Source organism: Streptomyces sp. NPDC090741, from assembly GCF_044769045.1.
GTDB lineage: Bacteria > Actinomycetota > Actinomycetes > Streptomycetales > Streptomycetaceae > Streptomyces.
On the sequence record NZ_JBIVXF010000001.1, the window covers coordinates 704543 to 722760 of the forward strand.

The 18218-nt window shown below is 71.7% G+C and carries 18 protein-coding genes and 1 pseudogene; 11 read left to right on the forward strand and 8 right to left on the reverse strand.

Going from position 1 to position 18218, the window contains the following annotated elements; translation table 11 throughout:
• Window positions 1-13: 13 nt before the first annotated feature.
• The gene (locus ACIQU4_RS03220; RefSeq protein WP_403725094.1) at window positions 14-2224 is read right to left on the reverse strand and encodes a DEAD/DEAH box helicase; all 2211 of its coding nucleotides are present in this window, start codon (window positions 2222-2224) and stop codon (window positions 14-16) included.
• A gap of 228 nt (window positions 2225-2452) precedes the next feature.
• On the opposite strand from ACIQU4_RS03220, the gene ACIQU4_RS03225 reads away from it, so the two are divergent.
• Window positions 2453-3022 (forward strand): RNA polymerase sigma factor, encoded by a 570-nt coding sequence (locus ACIQU4_RS03225; protein ID WP_403725096.1) that lies wholly within the window; start codon window positions 2453-2455, stop codon window positions 3020-3022.
• Window positions 3019-3744 carry an anti-sigma factor family protein gene (locus tag ACIQU4_RS03230; RefSeq protein WP_403725099.1) on the forward strand — a complete coding sequence of 242 codons (726 nt, stop codon included), beginning with the start codon at window positions 3019-3021 and terminating at the stop codon, window positions 3742-3744. Before ACIQU4_RS03225 ends, ACIQU4_RS03230 begins: the two co-directional genes overlap by 4 nt.
• Here ACIQU4_RS03230 and ACIQU4_RS03235 read toward each other — a convergent pair.
• Window positions 3737-4207 carry a hypothetical protein gene (locus ACIQU4_RS03235; RefSeq protein ID WP_403725101.1) on the reverse strand — a complete coding sequence of 157 codons (471 nt, stop codon included), beginning with the start codon at window positions 4205-4207 and terminating at the stop codon, window positions 3737-3739. The genes ACIQU4_RS03230 and ACIQU4_RS03235 overlap by 8 nt on opposite strands.
• Complete coding sequence (locus ACIQU4_RS03240) at window positions 4200-7442, reverse strand: M36 family metallopeptidase (protein ID WP_403725103.1); 3243 nt, start codon at window positions 7440-7442, stop codon at window positions 4200-4202. Before ACIQU4_RS03240 ends, ACIQU4_RS03235 begins: the two co-directional genes overlap by 8 nt.
• A 215-nt stretch (window positions 7443-7657) precedes the next feature.
• Here ACIQU4_RS03240 and ACIQU4_RS03245 point away from each other — a divergent pair, with 215 nt between their 5' ends.
• The 3 genes and pseudogenes from ACIQU4_RS03245 to ACIQU4_RS03255 all read left to right on the forward strand — a co-directional run.
• Entirely contained in the window at window positions 7658-7927 is a 270-nt protein-coding gene (locus ACIQU4_RS03245) for a type II toxin-antitoxin system Phd/YefM family antitoxin (protein WP_055621811.1), read from the forward strand.
• Complete coding sequence (locus ACIQU4_RS03250) at window positions 7920-8183, forward strand: type II toxin-antitoxin system RelE/ParE family toxin (RefSeq protein WP_403725106.1); 264 nt, start codon at window positions 7920-7922, stop codon at window positions 8181-8183. The genes ACIQU4_RS03245 and ACIQU4_RS03250 overlap by 8 nt, the downstream gene beginning before the upstream one ends.
• A gap of 132 nt (window positions 8184-8315) precedes the next feature.
• Window positions 8316-8587: pseudogene (locus ACIQU4_RS03255) on the forward strand (Uma2 family endonuclease); the annotation flags it as partial.
• Between the two features lie 186 nt (window positions 8588-8773).
• On the opposite strand, the gene ACIQU4_RS03260 reads toward ACIQU4_RS03255, so the two are convergent.
• Entirely contained in the window at window positions 8774-9340 is a 567-nt protein-coding gene (locus ACIQU4_RS03260) for a hypothetical protein (RefSeq protein ID WP_403725109.1), read from the reverse strand.
• Between the two features lie 107 nt (window positions 9341-9447).
• Here ACIQU4_RS03260 and ACIQU4_RS03265 point away from each other — a divergent pair, with 107 nt between their 5' ends.
• Window positions 9448-10029 carry a Uma2 family endonuclease gene (locus ACIQU4_RS03265; protein ID WP_403725111.1) on the forward strand — a complete coding sequence of 194 codons (582 nt, stop codon included), beginning with the start codon at window positions 9448-9450 and terminating at the stop codon, window positions 10027-10029.
• Window positions 10030-10151: 122 nt separating this feature from the next.
• On the opposite strand, the gene ychF is transcribed toward ACIQU4_RS03265, so the two are convergent.
• Window positions 10152-11240, reverse strand: coding sequence for a redox-regulated ATPase YchF (gene ychF / locus ACIQU4_RS03270; RefSeq protein ID WP_403725114.1), 1089 nt, complete (start codon window positions 11238-11240; stop codon window positions 10152-10154).
• A 135-nt stretch (window positions 11241-11375) separates the two neighbouring features.
• Between ychF and ACIQU4_RS03275 the strand changes: the two genes are divergently transcribed.
• Window positions 11376-11918: a DUF6542 domain-containing protein gene (locus tag ACIQU4_RS03275; protein ID WP_403725116.1), complete on the forward strand. Its 543-nt coding sequence runs from the start codon at window positions 11376-11378 to the stop codon at window positions 11916-11918.
• Here the strand turns inward: ACIQU4_RS03275 and ppgK are convergent.
• A complete protein-coding gene (gene ppgK / locus ACIQU4_RS03280) occupies window positions 11915-12670 on the reverse strand; it encodes a polyphosphate--glucose phosphotransferase (RefSeq protein ID WP_403725119.1) in 756 nt (251 codons plus the stop codon). The two genes, ACIQU4_RS03275 and ppgK, sit on opposite strands and share 4 nt — an antisense overlap.
• A 26-nt stretch (window positions 12671-12696) precedes the next feature.
• On the reverse strand, window positions 12697-13701 hold the full coding sequence (locus ACIQU4_RS03285) for a 4-hydroxy-3-methylbut-2-enyl diphosphate reductase (RefSeq protein ID WP_385590450.1): 1005 nt from the start codon (window positions 13699-13701) through the stop codon (window positions 12697-12699).
• A gap of 86 nt (window positions 13702-13787) precedes the next feature.
• On the opposite strand from ACIQU4_RS03285, the gene ACIQU4_RS03290 reads away from it, so the two are divergent.
• The 4 genes from ACIQU4_RS03290 (at window position 13788) to ACIQU4_RS03305 (ending at window position 17482) form a co-directional block, all read left to right on the forward strand.
• Complete coding sequence (locus ACIQU4_RS03290) at window positions 13788-15170, forward strand: APC family permease (RefSeq protein WP_403725969.1); 1383 nt, start codon at window positions 13788-13790, stop codon at window positions 15168-15170.
• Between the two features lie 45 nt (window positions 15171-15215).
• Complete coding sequence (xseA, locus tag ACIQU4_RS03295; RefSeq protein ID WP_403725121.1) at window positions 15216-16436, forward strand: exodeoxyribonuclease VII large subunit; 1221 nt, start codon at window positions 15216-15218, stop codon at window positions 16434-16436.
• A gap of 71 nt (window positions 16437-16507) precedes the next feature.
• The gene (locus ACIQU4_RS03300) at window positions 16508-16771 is read left to right on the forward strand and encodes an exodeoxyribonuclease VII small subunit (RefSeq protein ID WP_403725124.1); all 264 of its coding nucleotides are present in this window, start codon (window positions 16508-16510) and stop codon (window positions 16769-16771) included.
• A gap of 120 nt (window positions 16772-16891) precedes the next feature.
• Window positions 16892-17482: a malonic semialdehyde reductase gene (locus ACIQU4_RS03305; RefSeq protein WP_403725127.1), complete on the forward strand. Its 591-nt coding sequence runs from the start codon at window positions 16892-16894 to the stop codon at window positions 17480-17482.
• Between the two features lie 120 nt (window positions 17483-17602).
• On the opposite strand, the gene ACIQU4_RS03310 is transcribed toward ACIQU4_RS03305, so the two are convergent.
• Window positions 17603-18127 (reverse strand): DUF4245 domain-containing protein, encoded by a 525-nt coding sequence (locus ACIQU4_RS03310; protein WP_403725972.1) that lies wholly within the window; start codon window positions 18125-18127, stop codon window positions 17603-17605.
• Window positions 18128-18218: the final 91 nt, after the last annotated feature.

Below are 18218 nucleotides of genomic sequence, written 5' to 3' on the forward strand. Positions count from 1 at the left end.
CGGCCCTGCGGCGTCAGCGGGCGGCGCCGAGGCGGGCCTGTTCCTCCTCGACGATGCGGCGGGCCAGTGAGGTGTCCGAGACGTCGACCGCCTCGGGCGCCGACTCCGCCACCACGCTGCGCCGGGCGTACGCGTCGAAGAGCCGTGCCTTGCGGTCCAGCACCTCCAGCATCCGCTGGTCCACCCCGTCGGTGGCGAGCAGCCGGTGCACCCGTACCGCGCGCACCTGGCCCATCCGGTGCGCGCGGGCCACTGCCTGCTGCTCCGTGGTCGGCTTGACCTGCGGCTCGCACAGGATCACCACCGACGCCGCCTGGAGGTTGATCCCGATGCCGCCCGCCTCGATCTGCGCGAGCAGCACCGCGTGCCCGGCCGCCGCCCCGAACCCGTCGACCAGCCGCTGGCGGCGGGCGGGCGGCACGCTCCCGCAGATCGGCCCGAAGAGGACGCCACCACCGCCACCGCCGTAACCACCGCCACCGCCCGCGTGCGGCGGCCGGCCGAGCGCGTCCTCGACCACCCCCAGCACCTCGCGGAAGGCGGAGAACACCACGACCTTCGTCCCGTTCGCCGCGGCCTCCGCCACCAGCTCGCACAGCCGCCGCAGCTTCGCCGACTTCTCCGGCTCCGCGTACGCGGCCCTGCGCATCGCCATGAAATTGCCTGCCCGCACCGCCGACCGGTAGGCCTCCCGGTCGGCCGCGCTCAGCTCCTCCCACTCGTCGGTCCACTGGAGCTCGGGCAGTTCGGCGAGTACGTCGCGCTGGTTGCGCCGCAGGTACGCGGGCGCCACCGCCTTGCGGAACGCCTTGGACCCGGCCACCGTGTCGACGTCGCCGATCCCGGAGGCCACCTCGGGCCGCAGGATCCGTACGAGACTGCGGAACTCCGAAACCCGGTTCTCCATCGGGGTGCCGGTGAGGAAGAGGACGTACGCACAGCCCGCGGCCCAGGCTGCGACCGCGAGCGAGCGCTGCGCCTGCGGGTTCTTGACGTGGTGCGCCTCGTCCACGACGAGCATGCCCAGCCCGCCCGCGGCCGGTTCGGGGAAACCGGTCAGTGCCTGGAAGGTCGTCACGGCCACCCCGCCCTCCCCTCGCCAGTCCGCGAAGGCGTCGTGCCGGTCGGGGCCGTGCAGGGCGACCGCGCGCAGGGTGCTGCGCGCCTCGATCTCGCGGGTCCAGTTGATCAGGACGCCGGCCGGGCAGACCACCAGGAAGTGCCGGTGCCCCTGCGCCGCGAGGTGCGCGAGGGCGGCGAGTGCCTGGATCGTCTTGCCCAGTCCCATCTCGTCGCCGAGGATCACCCGCCGCTGGGCGAGGGCGAAGCGGGCGCCGAAGGACTGGTACCCGCGCAGCGAGACCCGGCGGTACGTGCCGTCGAGGGCCTGGGCGCGGACGCGTTCGACCAGCGCCTCGGGCAGGAACCCCCGGGCGGCGGCCGGGTCGGCGCCGCCGCCGGGCCGCTCGGTGACCTCCGCGAGCACGCCGTAGTACTCGGCGGAGCGCAGCTCGAAGTCGACCCAGGCGGCCGCCTCGTCGGCGGGGCCGCGCAGCAGGTCGACCGAGGCCTGCCCGAGCAGGACGGGCACTCCGTCCGCGGCGGCCCGCCCGGTCCGCCGGCCGATATCGTCGAGGGCGGCGAGCGCGCGCTCGCGCCGCTCCCGGCCCGCGAACCACCCCCGCAGCCGGCCGGCGGCGGGTCCGGCGTCGGCGAGCAGCGGTCCGAGCCCGGCGTCCAGGGCCGTGGCCGCCTCGACGGCCCGGCGGGCGTCGGGCCCGGCCTCGACGAGCGGGTGCAGGGCGGCGACCAGGGCGGTGGTCCGGGGCTCGGGGCGGTCCACGTCGAGGTGCACGGCGACGGTCTCCCCGACGGCTTCGGCGAGCTGCCGCGCGGCGCCGAGCGCCTGGTCGGCGGTCTGCTGCCCGACCCCGGGGATCTGCCGGAGCCGGTGGCGCCCGGCGTCCAGTACCCGTTGCACCGTGTCGAACCCGGCCGCCTCGATGACGGCCACCGCACCCGCCCGCAGCCGCCCCTCGGTGACGTGGGCCAGCCGGTCGGCGGGGATCCGGCGCAGCTCGGAGCGGGCCAGGTCGGCGTGGATCGGAGCCCAGGCCTCCCGTACGGCCTCGACGGCCCGCCGGTGGTCGGCCAGCAGCGCGCCGGCGGCGGCGTGCAGGCGTTCACCCGCGCCGATCACCTCGCCCGCCGCCCTGCGCCGCATGCCCCTCACCCCCCGACTGCTCCCGACCGCGCCGGGTGACGGCCCGCTGCACGGCCGACTGGAGGCAACCTACCGTCGCCGGCGGGGTCCCCCGTGACCCGCGCGCGGCGGCCGGGTGGCCGCGGACGGGAGCGGGAACGGGGACAGGAGGAGAATGGAGGGGTGTTTCCGCACGAACCCGAATCAATCCATTCGGGGAGGCCGAACGTATCCACTGACGTGCAGAGAATGGGCCTCCCGCTCGGGCGTGCGCCGGACGAAGCGTTGCTGTCGGGCCTTGCGACGGGTGATCCCGAGATCGCCGTCGCGTTCGTGCGCCGCTTCCAGCGCACGGTCTTCGGCGTGGCCATCGCCGTGGTCGGCGACGCCCAGCTCGCCGAGGACATCGCGCAGCAGACGTTCGAGCGGGCGTGGCGGCACGCGCAGGTCTACGACTCGCGCCGCGGGTCGGTACGGACCTGGCTGACGGCGATCGCGCACCATCTGGCGATCGACGCGGTCCGTGCCCGCCGGGCCAATCCGGTCGCCCCGGAGGACCTGGACGCCCTCCTCGACATCGTGACGGAGACCCCCGAGCAGCATGCCGTGGCCGCCGAGACCTCGGCCGGGGTACGGGCGGCCGTGGCGGCCCTGCCCCGGGAACAGGCCCGCGCCCTGGTGATGGCGGGCATCTACGGGTTGACCGCGCAGCAGATCGCGGACATGGAGCGGGTCCCCCTGGGGACGGCCAAGACGCGGATCCGGACGGCGATGCACAAGCTCCGCAGGGCCTTGGGGACCGAGGAGGTCCGGCGATGAGCGAGATGACCTGCGAACAGCTGAGGGAATGCGACGCCGAGCTGGCGCTGGGCATCCTTCCGGCCCGGGAGCGCGCCCGTGCCGTCGCCCACCTGGACCAGTGCCCCGGCTGCCGGGAGCACATCGAGCAGCTGGCGCTGGTCGGCGACGACCTGCTCGGCCTGCTGCCGGGGACGGAGCCCCCGGTCGGCTTCGAGAGCCGGGTCGCGGCCCGTCTCCAGCCGCCGCCCCCGGATCCGGCGCCTGCTCCGGCCCGGCGGTGGCTGCTGCGGCCCCGGGTCGCGGCGGTGGCGGCCGCGCTGGCGGTGGCGTGCGGGTTCGGCGGCTGGGCGGCGGGCACGGCGATCCAACAGGCCTCGGCACCACCCGCGTCCCCGACGGCCCGCGCGGGCGCCGAGCTGCTCCAGGCCCCGCTGGTCACCGGCGGCCGGGAGGTGGGCCGGGTCTTCGCCCACCCGGGCGCGCAGGGCTGGGTGTACATGTCGGTGGACCTGGAGAAGCCGATGCCCGAGATCAGCTGCGTCCTCGACCACACGGACGGCACGATGACCCGCCTCGGCACGTTCTCGCTCCGGGACGGCTACGGCTACTGGGTCGCGACGACCGACGTGAACGCCACCACCCTCGCCGGCGCCCGCCTCCTCACCCCGGAAGGCTCGGTCCTGGCCTCGGCCCACTTCGCCCAGCCGACCGGCAGACCGGTCGCCCCGCCGGTCACGTGACGGTGAGGGTCAGGGCGGCCGGTGATGCGGCGCCGGGGCGGGGAACGGTGATGCGGGTGGTGCCCGGGTGGACCGCGCGGAGCTCCCATTCGCGGTGGCCCGAGCCCGTCACGTTGCTGATGCGGATCACCAGCACCGCATCGCCCCGGGCGGTGGGTTCCGGGCCGCCCTCCGGGAGGGGCAGACGCAGGCGGGCCGTCTGCCCGACGGCGAGCCGCCCCGCGAAGCCGTCGTCGGCCCCGGTGAGTACGCGGCCCTGCGCCGGGGTCGCCGGGCCGGCCGCCGTGGCACCCGTAGCGCCCGTGGCACCCGTACCGCCGGTGGCACCCGTACCGCCGGTGACGGCCGGGTCACCCGTACCGTCCGGCTCGTGCGTCCCTTTCGCCGGCGGACGCACCTCGCCGCCCCCGCACCCCGTGAAGAGGGCGAGGGCGGCGAGGCATACCAGGCGCCGGTCAGCCACCGTCACGCACGTTGAAGCGCAGCAGTACGTCGACCTGGTTCAGCAGCTGGTTCCGCGTCGACGCGGGGTTGTTGTAGACGGCCTCGGCGTTGGCCACCGCCGCCCCGAAGGTCGAGTCCGTCTCCCAGTCGCCGTTGGTGTCGACCGGCGTGGACAGGTCGTACGACCCGTTCGCGAAGTTGAGCCACGCCGCGAGCAGCTGCTGGGAGACCAGCGGCCGCGGCTGCGGGGAGCCCGAGCTGAGGATCGCGTACGCCTGGGCGTCGGTCAGCGGCCCGTACACGGCGCTCATGAACGAGGCCACGCTCAGCAGGCAGGCCCGCTGCGCCGCCGTGAAGTGCTTCGGCGAGGGCCCGCCGAACTCCTTCATCCAGTAAGCCTGGCTGTGCGCCCACTTCACATTGCCGGTGGTGATGACGGAGGCCGTGTCGGAGGCGGAGCCGCCGTCGTCGTCCGTGCTGGTGAACGTCAGCGTGGACAGGCAGGCGGCCGGGTACGCGTGCGACTTCGTCTCCGTCACGTTGCGCGGCTGGATCGAGGGGCTCGGGTCCGGGTCGGTGGCCGGCGGGTTCACCAGCGAGACCAGGTCGTCCGAGGCCCCGTCGCCCCACAGCCAGTTCAGGGTGAGGTCGTCGCTGCCCGGGTCGGCGGAGGCGCCGGTGACGGCGACCGGCGTGCCGGCGTGGGCGATGAAGGCCTTCTGCCCGCTGTACGTCGTCTGCCCGTCGCCCGAGATCTCCGCGGTCGGGTCGATGTCGGCGATCGTCGCGTCGACCGTCCGGCAGGTGCTCGTGCGGTCGTCACTGCCGCAGACCTCGATCGGGAAGGTCCCGTCGTCCCCGTACGTGTGCTCCGCGGTGAAGGTCAGCGTCGCGTCGGGGCGGTCGTTCTCCAGCGTGCCGGTGAGCTCCTGCGGGCCCGCTCCGTCCTTCCAGTCGACCGTGGCGGTCAGCGGGTCGAGCCAGCCCGGGTCGCTGATCCTGCCCGTGAGGGTGACGGGGCTGTTCTCCCCGGCCGGGGGGACCGGCTGGAGCGTCACGACCGGTGCGGCGTTCGCGACGGTGACCGTCGTCGAGTCGGTGTCGGTGTTGCCGGCGGCGTCGGTCACCCGCAGTGCGACGGTGGAGACGCCGTCCCCGCCCACCGCGCTGAAGGTGGTGGTGACCCCGGTGGCGTCGTCGTACTGCCCGTCGTTGTCGAGGTCCCAGGCGTACGCGGTCAGGTTCCCGGCCGACGGCGCGGTCCCTTTGGTGGAGCCGGCCGCGCTGAGCGTGACGTCCGTACCCTCGTTCGTCGTGTACGGGCCGCCCGCCTTGGCGGTCGGCAGGCAGGCGGCCGGAACGGTCTCGTCGGCGGTCACGGTGTTCTGGTCCGCGCTGGACGCGGCGTTGGCGCCCATGCCGCGGCCTGCGAAGACCCGCCACAGGAGGCACTGGTCGGCGCCCGCGTTGTTGGTCATGTCGGCGGCCAGGATGCCGTCGCGCGCGTCGAGGTAGCTCGGCGTGCTGACGGTGTTCTTCATGCCGTCGATGACGAGCTGCTGGGTGAACGCGACGCCCTTCGCCTCGCGGATGTCGTACATCGTCGCGGCCCAGATCTCGCCGTTGCGGTGCACGCCGCGGGCGGGGTTGAAGGTGCCCCACTTCTCGGTGGACGTGTCGTACGCCTGCGAGCGGATGCCGGTGGCGGTGTTGCCGGTGACGTACTCGCCGACCGTCGCGTCGCCCCACTTGAGGAAGGAGATCACATCGCTCCAGCCCTCCCCGAGGGCGCCGGTCTGGGAGCCGCCGCCGAGGTGGCCGCCGCCGACGAGGCGGTTGGACACGCCGTGTCCGTATTCGTGCGCGATGACGTCGCCGTCGAGCGAACCGTCGCGGAACGGCCGGCCCGGCGGCTGCCACATGTACATCTGCATGCGCGGGCTGGAGCCGTCCGCGGGGGCGGCGAAGTTGGCGTTGTTGGTGCAGGGGATCGCGTTCGGCGGGGTGGCGTCGTCGAGGCAGCCGAGGTCCCAGCCGTCCTGCGCCTCGGCCAGTACGGGGTCGTTGCCCGAACCGCCGCGGCCGAAATTGTCGACCTGGAAGTTGCGCGAGGCCTCGTCGAACCCGAGGTCGTAGAGGTAGTCGTGCATCACGTTGGTGTAGTAGAAGAGCTGCGTGATGACCGGATCGACGTCGGCGTCGAGGTTGGCCTGCGTCGCGCCGGCGTTGGTGCGCCAGGTGTCGTTGAACGTGTAGTCGAAGTGCTGGTAGTTCGGGTCGCCGCTCGCCGGGGACTGCGGGCGCAGCGCGTCGTTCCCGGTGTCCGGCACCGTGTTGTCGCCGTCCTCGTCCCGGTACGCGTTGGCGTTGTTGCCCTGCGTCAGCCGGTCCGCGACCCAGGAGCCGTCGCGGCCGGTGAGCGGCGTGACGGTGCGGGTGGCGCCGCTGATGTCGGGGTGCTGGGCCGTGAAGACGGTGCCTTCCGGGCCGGCGTGGTGGTACCGGCTCTCGCGGCTCAGGACCCGGCCGTCGGCGGCGTCGACCACCGTCTCGTACCAGGACGTACCCGAGACCTCGATGTCGGTGAGCCAGGCGGGGCGCAGCTCGCGGCCGGAGTCGGCGGGGAACCAGACCAGTTCGGCGGTCACGTCGTTGGGCTTCGTGAGCCGCTTGGCGTAGACGTTCTTGAACTTCTGCCGGCCCTTGTCGCGGTTGTCGGTGCCGGTCAGGGTGTGGTGGGGCCGCGCGCCCTGGGCCTCGGCCGCCTGGTCGAGGGCCTGCTTGGCCGTCAGCTCGACGGTGCCTGCCGGCTCGGCGGTCACGACGGCGCCGCCGAGGATCACGAGGCGGCCGCGCTTGTCGACGGTGGCGGTGAGGAGCCCGCCGTGGACGCGCATGCCGTCGATGCTCTGGCCGATCGTCACCTGCCGTGCCCCGTTGTGCCGGGTGGGGTACGAGGAGACGACGCCGAGCTGCTCGGCCTGCCGGGCGGAGAGCCCGAACTCCCCTCGGTGGTCGCGTACGTAGGCGAGCGCGACGTGCTCGGGAGCCCGCTTGGACGGCGGGGTCAGGTACCCCCCGGAGTTGAAGACCATCCGGGCGTGCCCGGTGGCAGGGTCACCCCGTACGGTCGGATCGGCGGGATCCGCGGCACCCGGCGGGGCGGCGGTGGCCGGTCCGGGGGCCAGGGCCAGCAACAGGCCGGTGGAGGTCACCGCGATCCACAACCGCGTGCGCAATCGACATCTGGTCACGGCCTGAGCCTCCCGAGCGCCGACGCTTCCCCCCGGTCTGCTGTCGAGACCGCGTGCGCTCCGTGACCCTACTCACCAAGATCCACCCGTCAACGAGGCTCTCCGCCCAGCCACCCCATTTGCCCGCGCCCCCGGCCCGACGGGAAACACCCGCACGGACCACCACAGAATCCCAGCCGTTGTGTACACATGGGACACTCGGTACCCTTGAGCGCATGACGCAGCCGCTGCCCACAGAGTCCATCCGCGACGTGCGCGCGCATCTGGCCGAGGTCGTGGAGCGCGCGGACCGCGACGACGTACCCACGGTGATCACGCGCCGGGGCAAGGAAGTCGCCGCCGTCGTCTCCATCGAGGTTCTGCGCAAGTACCAGGAGTGGGAAGAGCGCGAGATCAACCGGATCATCGACGAGCGCATGGCCAACCCCGCACCCGGCATCCCGATCGAGGACATCATGAGGGAGACGCTGGCGCGCGGTGAGTGAGTACCGAACCGTCTTCCGCCCCGAGGCGCAGGCCGAGCTCCGGAAGATCCTCCGCGACATGGCGCTGCGCATCCTGGCCAAGCTGACAGAGCTGGAAACCGACCCTCTCGGCTTCGACACCACCGCACTCGTATCCCAGCCCGAGCGTCGCCGCCTGCGCGTCGGCGACTACCGCGTCGTTTACACGCTCGACAACGGAGAGCTGGTGGTCTGGGTCGTTCATGTGGGACACCGGTCCACCGTTTACGAGACCTGATTGCCACTGACCCCGCGTCAGAACATCCGGCACCCATCCAGCACGGTGACGGCGAAGGGGTCGGACTCGACAGAGTCCGACCCATGACCGCGCTGCCCGACCGGATGCGCCCGCCGCGCGCGGAAGGCCGGTCTCAGGGCGCAGGCCCCGGCGGGCTTCAGGGTCGGCCGGGAGATGAACATCCGCCTCGATGCCCGAAACCGCCCGGAACCGGACCTCGTGGTGACCACGGCCCCATACGACCCCGACTGCACCCGGTTCGCCCCGCCGTGCACGTCTACGAGCTCGACGAGCCGACCGGCTCGTACGCGCCGGCGGGAATCTTCCGCCACGCGCTCCAGCGATCCCTGCCGTTCGAGATCAGCCTCGATCTGGACGAGCCGGCACCGGGCCAGTCGGCCTGACACCACGGTTCCAAGTCGGCACCAAGTCGGCACGGGAATACAGAAAGGGTCGGACTCGACGGAGTCCGACCCTCCCTGGCCTGCACGTTTGACCAACTAATTAACGCACAGCACGGACGTCACTACACGTTGAAGCGGAACGTGTAGCGCAACGCTCCCACCTGCGGAAACGTGGTTTTGGGCGGACTAAGTCAGCACAGAATCAGCACGGGAGTACGACCGTTGCGCCGGATCGCCATCGTCACTCAACGGCGCCATAGGGACCTCAGGGAGGGCGGGTTCCACCGAGTTGGGAACGTCAGCGTCCGACGGGCGCTCCGAGTCCTGCCGTTCAACACCCCGCTGAATCTGCTGACTCAACTCGTCAAGCGACCGCGCCTGCCGCACCAGCGCTTTCACGGTCGTCGCGATGCGCCGACCAACAGCACAGTTGAGGGTCTCGGCCCGCTCGGCACCCAGAGTGGTCTGGAGCGGAGGACTCACCGAGATGCGCACGTTGCGGGCCAGCGTCTGGCCGATGTTCTCGATCACCAGCACAAGCAATGACGAACCGGGGATGCGGGGCCTGATGTCGACGATGACGTACGGCTCCGCCTGCTCGCGTTGGGCCCTCTCCGTGAGGGCGTTGGCCTCGGCAACCGCCCTCGCCTGACGCCGGTTGTAGACGAGAGACCAGAACGCGGCCGTCGTGGAGAAGACGAGAGCCGCCACGGAAATGACCACCGTGGCGATCTGAACCGATGAGTCGCTCATGACCGGATGCCAATCAGGTGGCTGGTGCAGCGTGGAAAGTTGCCGAAAATCATCCGGCTGAGATCGTCTGCTCCCCAGCCTGAGCTGCGGACCGCTACCGTGAAGCCATGACCGCACTGCCCGACTGGATGCGCCCGCCGCGCGCGGAAGGCTGGTTCGCGGAGGACTTGGACCGCCTCCCGGAAGCGCCGCGCCACACCGAGCTGATCGACGGAGCCCTCGTATTCATGATGTCGCCCCAGCGCTGGTGGCACGGAGAGATCGTCACCGACCTCACGTTGGCTCTCAGGGCGCAGGCCCCAGCGGGTTTCAGGGTCGGCCGGGAGATGACCATCCGCCTCGATGCCCGGAACCGCCCGGAACCGGACCTCGTGGTGACCACGGCCCCATACGACCCTGACTGCACCTGGTTCGCTCCCGAAGACGTCCAGCTCGTCGTCGAGGTCGTCTCGCCGGAATCTGCCCACCGCGACCGAACCGTCAAGCTTCGTAAGTACGCCGAGGCCGGCATCCGGCACTACTGGTGTATCGAGGACGAGGACACCGTCCCCGCCGTGCACGTCTACGAGCTCGACGAGCCGACCGGCTCGTACGCGCCGGCGGGGATCTTCCGCCACGCGCTCCAGCGATCCCTGCCGTTCGAGATCAGCCTCGATCTGGACAAGCTGGCACCGGGCCAGTCGGCCTGACACCGCGATTCCAAGTCAGCACCAAGTCGGCACGGGAATACAGAAAGGGTCAGACTCGACGGAGCCCGACCCCTTCCGACCTGCACGTTTGACTAATCAGTCAACGCACAGTATGGACGTCACTACACGTTGAAGCGGAATTCGACTACGTCGCCGTCCTGCATGACGTAGTCCTTGCCCTCCATGCGGGCCTTGCCCTTGGCGCGGGCTTCCGGGACCGAGCCGCATTCGACCAGGTCCGCGAAGGAGATGACCTCGGCCTTGATGAAGCCGCGCTGGAAGTCGGTGTGGATCACGCCGGCCGCCTCGGGGGCCGTCGCGCCCTGCTTGATCGTCCAGGCGCGGGTTTCCTTCGGGCCGGCCGTCAGGTAGGTCTGCAGGCCCAGGGTGGCGAAGCCGACGCGGCCGAGGGTGGCCAGGCCTGGCTCCTCCTGGCCGACCGACTGCAGGAGCTCCAGGGCCTCCTCGTCGTCCAGCTCCGAGAGGTCCTGCTCCAGCTTCGCGTTCAGGAAGATGGCCTCCGCCGGGGCGACCAGGGCGCTCTGCTCCGCCTTGAAGGCGTCGTCCACCAGCTCGTCCTCGTCCACGTTGAAGACGTAGAGGAACGGCTTCGTGGTCAGCAGGTGCAGCTCGTGGAGGAGGTCGCCCTGCTCCGTGCCCTTCGTGATGCCGTGCGAGAAGAGGGTGTCGCCCGCTTCGAGGATCTTCTGGGCCTTCTCGACCGCCGCCAGGACCGCGACCTTGTCCTTCTGGAGGCGGGACTCCTTCGTCAGGCGCGGCACCGCCTTCTCGATGGACTGCAGGTCGGCGAGGATCAGCTCGGTGTTGATCGTCTCGATGTCGTCCTTCGGCGAGACCTTGCCGTCGACGTGCACGACGTTCTCGTCCTTGAAGGCACGGATGACCTGGCAGATCGCGTCCGACTCGCGGATGTTCGCGAGGAACTTGTTGCCGAGTCCCTCGCCCTCCGAGGCGCCGCGCACGATGCCCGCGATGTCGACGAAGTCGACCGTCGCCGGGAGGATGCGCTGCGAGCCGAAGATGCCGGCGAGCACGGCCAGGCGCGAGTCCGGGACGCCGACGACGCCGACGTTCGGCTCGATGGTGGCGAACGGGTAGTTGGCCGCCAGCACGTCGTTCTTGGTCAGGGCGTTGAACAGGGTCGACTTGCCGACATTCGGCAGGCCGACGATTCCGATCGTGAGCGACACGTTGGCGACTTCCCGTAGCTGGAGGGGGCGGCGGCCCGGGAGTGGGCCACCGGACAGTTTACTTTCCGATGAGTGGCAGTCGTTGTACGCGTGTCCCCACACCGATACTGCGCTCGGCCCGCCTAGCGTGGTGGGGTGGAGCACTACAGGACGCGTTCGGTGGATCACCCGCAGCGACAGCAACAGCAGCAGCCGCGCCGCCCGGCCCCGGCCCCGGCGGCGCAGCCCATCGGCGGCGTACCCGCCCAGGGCGGCGGTGGCCGGCCCCGGCCCGCGCCCGCCCGGCGGCTGCCGCGGCCACGCCTGACCGGGCTCGGCGGCGGGCTGTTCGCCTGCGTCGCGATGACCCTGGCCGCCGGGATCACCTGGCTGCTGTTCGGCGGCTCGCTGTTCGCGTACGGGCTGCTCTTCCTGCCCGTCGCGGCCGCCACCGCCCTCTGGGTGCGCCCGGCCGACCTGATCACCGCGCCGATCTCCGCCCCGATCGCCTTCGCCGCCGGAGTGTGGCCCATCTCCGGCGGCTCCGGCGGTTTCGGCGCGGAGCTCATGGGCATCGTGTCCGCCCTGTCGCTGCACGCCGGCTGGCTGTACGGGGGGACCCTCGTCTCCGCGCTGATCGTCGTCGTACGGAAGGCCGTGCTCATCTCCCGGCGCAGGCTCCCCCGCCGGACCGGCTAAGTCGCCGAATCCATCGCCGCCCTCGCCGCCATCGCCGCGCCCACGATGCCCGCGTTGTTCTGGAGCTTCGCCGGGACGATCTCGGCCCGTACGTCCTCGATCAGCGGAAGGAACTTCTCCGGCTTGCGGCTGACGCCGCCGCCGATGATGAAGAGGTCCGGGGAGAAGAGCATCTCCACGTGCTCCAGGTAGCGCTGCACCCGGTGCGCCCAGCGCTCCCAGGTCAGCTCCCCGTCCTCCTTGGCCTTGACCGACGCCCGCTTCTCCGCGTCGTGGCCCTTCAGCTCCAGGTGGCCGAGCTCCGTGTTCGCCACCAGCCGGCCGTCCGTGAACAGCGCGCTGCCGATGCCCGTGCCGAGCGTCAGCATGATCACCGTCCCGCCGCGGCCCCTGCCCGCGCCGTACGTCATCTCCGCGATCCCGGCCGCGTCCGCGTCGTTGAGCACCGTGACCGGCCGGCCCCCGAGCCGCTGCGACAGCAGGGCGGCCGTGTCGACGCCGATCCACCCCTGGTCCATGTTGGCCGCCGTACGGGTGACCCCGCCGCTGACCACCCCCGGGAACGTCACCCCCACGGGTCCGTCCCAGTCGAAGTGGCGCACCACCTCGACGACGCAGCCGGCCACCCCGTCGGGGGTGGCCGGCTGCGGTGTCAGTACCTTGTGGCGCTCCTGCGCCAGCTCGCCACGGTCCAGGTCCACGGGAGCGCCCTTGATCCCTGAACCACCGATGTCCACGCCGAAGATCTGCATGGAATCACGGTACGAAACGAAGCGGTCTACTTCTCGGCGACCAGCGAGGCCGCTTCCGCGCGCAGGTCGCGGCGCAGCTCCTTCGGCAGCGAGAAGACGATCGACTCCTCGGCGGTCTTGACGATCTCCACGTCCGCGTAGCCGCGCGCCGCCAGCCACTCCAGGACCTCCTCGACCAGCACCTCCGGCACCGAGGCGCCCGAGGTCAGGCCCACCGTGGTGACGCCCTCCAGCCAGGCCTCGTCGATCTCGCTGGCGAAGTCGACGAGGTACGCGGCGCCCGCGCCGGCGTCGAGGGCGACCTCGACCAGCCGGATCGAGTTCGAGGAGTTCTTGGAGCCGACGACGATGACCAGGTCGGAGTCGGCGCCCATCACCTTGACCGCCGCCTGGCGGTTCGAGGTGGCGTAGCAGATGTCGTCGCTCGGCGGCGAGACCAGCAGCGGGAACTTGGTCTTCAGCGCGTCGACCGTCTCCATGGTCTCGTCGACCGAGAGGGTGGTCTGGGACAGCCACACGACCTTCGACTCGTCGCGCACGACGACCTTGTCCACGTCGTCCGGGCCGTCCACGATCGTGATGTGGTCCGGGGCCTCGCCCGAGGTGCCGATGACCTCCTCGTGGCCCTCGTGGCCGATGAGGAGGATGTCGAAGTCCTCGTTCGCGTACCGGATGGCCTCCTTGTGCACCTTGGTGACCAGCGGGCAGGTCGCGTCGATCGTCGCGAGCTTGCCGCGCGCCGCCTCCTCGTGCACCACCGGGGCCACGCCGTGCGCGGAGAACATCACGATGGAGCCCTCGGGCACCTCCTCCGTCCGCTCGACGAAGATGGCGCCCTTCTTCTCCAGCGTCTGCACGACGTACTTGTTGTGCACGATCTCGTGGCGGACGTAGACCGGCGCACCGTACTGCTCGAGAGCCTTCTCGACGGCGATCACGGCTCGGTCCACGCCCGCGCAGTAGCCGCGCGGGGCGGCGAGCAGGACGCGTCGGGAAGCGGGAACAGGGGCGGCAGCAGTCATGCGGTCCATCGTACGGGGGTCTCCAGGAGGCCGGGCGTCGCCCGTTCGGCACAGACTGGGGCGAACGTACGAACCGACCGCCCCTCGGAGGAATGATGGCGTCCGTGACGGACCCCGGTACGGAGCCGAAGCCGGCCCTCCGCCGGAGCCTCGGATTCCGGGACCTGGTCGTGTACGGGCTCCTGTTCATCGCCCCCATGGCCCCGGTCGGGGTCTTCGGCACGCTCGACGCGAAATCGCAGGGCGCCGTCGCGCTCGTCTACCTCTGCGCGACGGTCGCGATGGCCTTCACGGCCTTCTCGTACGCGCAGATGGTCCAGGTGGCCCCGCAGGCCGGCTCGGTCTTCACGTACGCCCGCAAGGGGCTCGGCGAGGGCGCCGGGCTGATCGCGGGCTGGATGGCGATGCTCGACTACCTGCTGATCCCGGCGGTCGCCTACCTCTTCTCCGGGATCGCGATGAACGCGCTGGTCCCGGAGGTCTCGCGGTGGGTGTGGACGGCGCTGGCGGTGCTGGTGACCACCGCACTGAACCTGTGGGGCGTACGGGCGGCCGCGCGCGTGGGCTTCGCGGTGCTGACGATGGAGATCGTGGTGCTGCTGGTCTTCGTGGCGGCCGCGGTGACGGTGCTGGTCCAGGGCGGGGCGCAGCGCGGCTGGCTGTCGCCGCTGACCGGGGACGGCGCGCTGGGCTTCTCCCCGGCGGCGGTCCTGGGCGCGGTGTCGGTGGCGGTCCTGTCGTACCTCGGCTTCGACGCGATCGTCTCCTTCGCGGAGGAGGTGACGGGGGGCTCGGCGCGGGTGGCGCGGGCGGTGCTGTTCTGCCTGGCGCTGGCCGGGGTGCTGTTCGTCGTGCAGAGCTACCTGGCGGCGCTGCTGATGCCGGTGTCCTCGGCGCAGCTGGCGGCGGATCCGGGGCAGCAGGGCCCGGCGTTCTACACCGCGGTGGAGTCCTCGGTCGGGACCTGGCTGCACGACCTGGTCGCGGTCAGCAAGGCGATCGGGGCTGCCTTCGCGGCGCTGGCGGGGCAGGCGGCGGCGGGCCGCCTGGTGTTCGCGATGGCCCGCGAGCGGCGGCTGCCGGGGGCGCTGGCGCGCACCTCGGACGGGACCCCGCGGCCGGCGCTGCTGGCGGCGGCGACGATCACGCTGGTCGCGGCGGTGTGGGCGGCCCGCCGCGACGACGGGCTCGACCATCTGGTCTCGGTGGTGGACGTGGGCGCGCTGGTGGCGTTCACGCTGCTGCACGCCTCGGTGGTCGGCTGGTTCGTGGTGCAGCGCGGGGCGGGCGCCCCGGTCTGGTGGAAGCACCTGCTGATGCCGGTGCTGGGCGCGGCGGTGACGATCGCGGTGATCGTCGAGGCGGCCTGGACGGCGCAGCTGGTCGGCGCGGTCTGGCTGGCGGCGGGCCTGGCCGTCCTCGTCGTTCAGGGGACCCGCCGCGACCGGCCGGATCCCGACGCCACCGGCGGTCCCTGAGACGCCGTCAGTGTGGCTGTCGGCGCGGGCGGATAGCCTGCGTACATGGGTCTGAATACGTCGGCTGACGCGCCGCTGCCGGTCGGCCAGGTGTCCCGGCTCATCGGGGGCTGGATCGACCGCCTGGGCCAGGTGTGGGTGGAGGGGCAGATCACTCAGCTCTCGCGGCGGCCGGGGGCGGGGGTGGTCTTCCTGACGCTGCGCGACCCCTCGCACGACATCTCGCTCAGCGTCACCTGCTACCGCCAGGTCTTCGACGAGGTCGCGGACGCGGTGACGGAGGGCGCGCGGGTCGTCGTCCTGGCCAAGCCGGAGTGGTACGCCCCGCGCGGGCAGCTGTCGCTGCGGGCGACCGAGATACGGCCCGTCGGCATCGGCGAGCTGCTCGCCCGGCTGGAGAAGCTCAAGCGCTCGCTCGCCTCCGAGGGCCTGTTCGCCCTGGACCGCAAGAAGCCGCTGCCCTTCCTGCCGCAGCTGATCGGGCTGGTCGTCGGGCGGGCCTCGGCGGCCGAGCGCGACGTACTGGAGAACGCCCGGCGGCGCTGGCCCGCGGTCCGCTTCGAGGTACGGAACGTGGCGGTCCAGGGGGTGAACGCGGTGCCCCAGGTGATCCGGGCGGTCAAGGAGCTCGACGCCCTGGACGAGGTCGACGTGATCATCGTGGCCCGCGGCGGCGGCAGCGTGGAGGACCTGCTGCCGTTCTCCGACGAGGAGGTCGTACGGACGGTCGCGGCGGCCCGTACGCCCGTGGTCTCGGCGATCGGGCACGAGCCGGACTCCCCGCTGCTGGACCTCGTCGCGGACCTGCGGGCCTCCACGCCCACGGACGCGGCGAAGAAGGTGGTCCCGGACGTGGGCGAGGAACTGGAGCGGGTACGCCAGCTCCAGGGCCGGGGGCTCCGGGCGGTGCGCGGGCTGCTCGACCGGGAGGAGCGGGGGCTCGTGCACGCGCTGGCCCGGCCGGTCTTCGTCCATCCGCAGCGGATGGTGGAGACCCGCGAGGCCGAGCTGGAGGCCCTGCTGGGGCGCACCCGGCGGACGCTGGGGCACCTGCTGGACCGGGCCGATTCGGAGCTGGCGCACACCCTGGCCCGGGTGGTGGCGCTGTCCCCGGCGGCGACGCTGGAGCGCGGGTACGCCGTACTCCAGCGGGCGGACGGGCACGTGGTGCGCTCGCCGGAGGAGGTCTCGGGGGGCGAGGTGCTGCGGGCGCGGGTGGCGGAGGGCGAGTTCTCCGTACGGGTGGCGGGGCCGGGCGCCGAGTGAGCCGGCCGGCCTGAACGGGCCCGAGCGCCCGGAACATATTCGATGCACTGCACACATAAGGCGGAACGGGAATGACGGAAACCAATACCTCGTTGGGGTACGAGCAGGCCCGGGACGAGCTCATCGAGGTCGTCCGCAAGCTGGAGGCCGGCGGCACGTCGCTGGAGGACTCGCTCGCGCTCTGGGAGCGCGGCGAAGAGCTCGCACAGGTCTGCCGGCACTGGCTGGAAGGCGCCCGCGCCCGGCTCGACTCGGCGCTGGCGGCCCGCGAAGCGGGTGCGGGCGGGGTCGACGGCGCCCGTGAGGGCGGCGGGGGTGACGAGCGGGACGCCTGAGCGGGCGGGTCAGACGTGATGTGAGTCATTCTCAAGCCGATTTAGTTGAAAGTTCTACAACTTCCGGCTTAGAGTCGGGGCATCGCTTCGCCCCCCGCATGTATGGAAGAAGGCTTTCCGATGTCTCTCGTTCTCGACTCCGCCGCTCAGGACCTGCTGTTCCGCGAGGCCCGCACCGCCAACTCGTTCTCCGACGAGCCGGTGACCGAGGAGCAGGTCCAGGCGATCTACGACCTGGTGAAGTTCGGCCCCACCGCCTTCAACGGCACCCCGCTGCGCATCACCCTGGTCCGCTCCCCCGAGGCCCGCGAGCGCCTGGTGAAGCACATGGCCGAGGGCAACCAGGCCAAGACCGCCGCCGCGCCGCTCGTCGCGATCCTCGCCGCGGACAATGAGTTCCACGAGGAGCTGCCGCGCCTGCTGCCGCACTTCCCGCCGGCCAAGGACATGTTCTTCTCCGAGCGCCCGGTGCGTGAGCAGTCCGCCCTGGTGAACGGCGCCCTTCAGGCCGCGTACTTCATCGTGGGCGTCCGCGCCGCCGGCCTGGCCGCGGGCCCGATGACCGGCGCCGACCTCGCCGGCATCCAGAAGGAGTTCCTGGACGCCGACCACACCCCGATCATGGTCGTCAACATCGGCAAGCCGGGCGAGGACGCCTGGTTCGACCGCTCCCCGCGCCTGGGCTTCGACGAGGTCATCACCACCGTCTGAGTCCGGACATCCGGACATCCGGACATCCGGACATCCGGACAGGTACGCAGAAGGCCGCTCCCCGGATTCCGGGGAGCGGCCTTCTCGCATGTCACTCGGATCAGCGCTGCTTACGGCTGCTTACTGCTGCGCGCCCTGCTTGAACTCCAGCGCCGCCACCATCGCGCCCAGGTCCTCGAACGAGGCCGTGCCGGTCACCACCGTCGCGTACCCCTGCTCCTGCCGTACGAGGGCGTCGTACTTCTCGCCCTCCCAGCGCTCCCAGACCAGGTCGCCGATCTGCTGCGTCTGCCCGGTGGCCTTCGCGCTCCGGGTGACGCCTGCCAGGCGCTTGGCCGAGGCGTCGCTGGACTGCTCGATCGCGACGTACTGCCCCTTCGGGTCCAGGAAGCCCAGGTGCCAGGCGTTCGCGGCCTTGCGGTCGTACGTCACCGAGGTCGCGCGCCACTGCGCCGGAAGCCCCACCGGCGCGGCCACCGGATACGGCGCCGCGCGGCGCGCGGTGATCGTCTCCACCCGGTAGTCGACCACGTGTGTCGGATCGACCTTCTCGTCATGTGGGACGAAGATGTAGATCCCCGCGACGACGATACCGATCACCGCCAGCGACCGGACCATGTCCCAGACCGTCTGCTTGCCCTTCATACCTGCCACGCCACCATCGTCCCCCATGACCGGGAGTGATCTCCGCCGGGGTCGGCGCGGCGCCCGCACGGGTCCGCGAGATGTTCCGCAA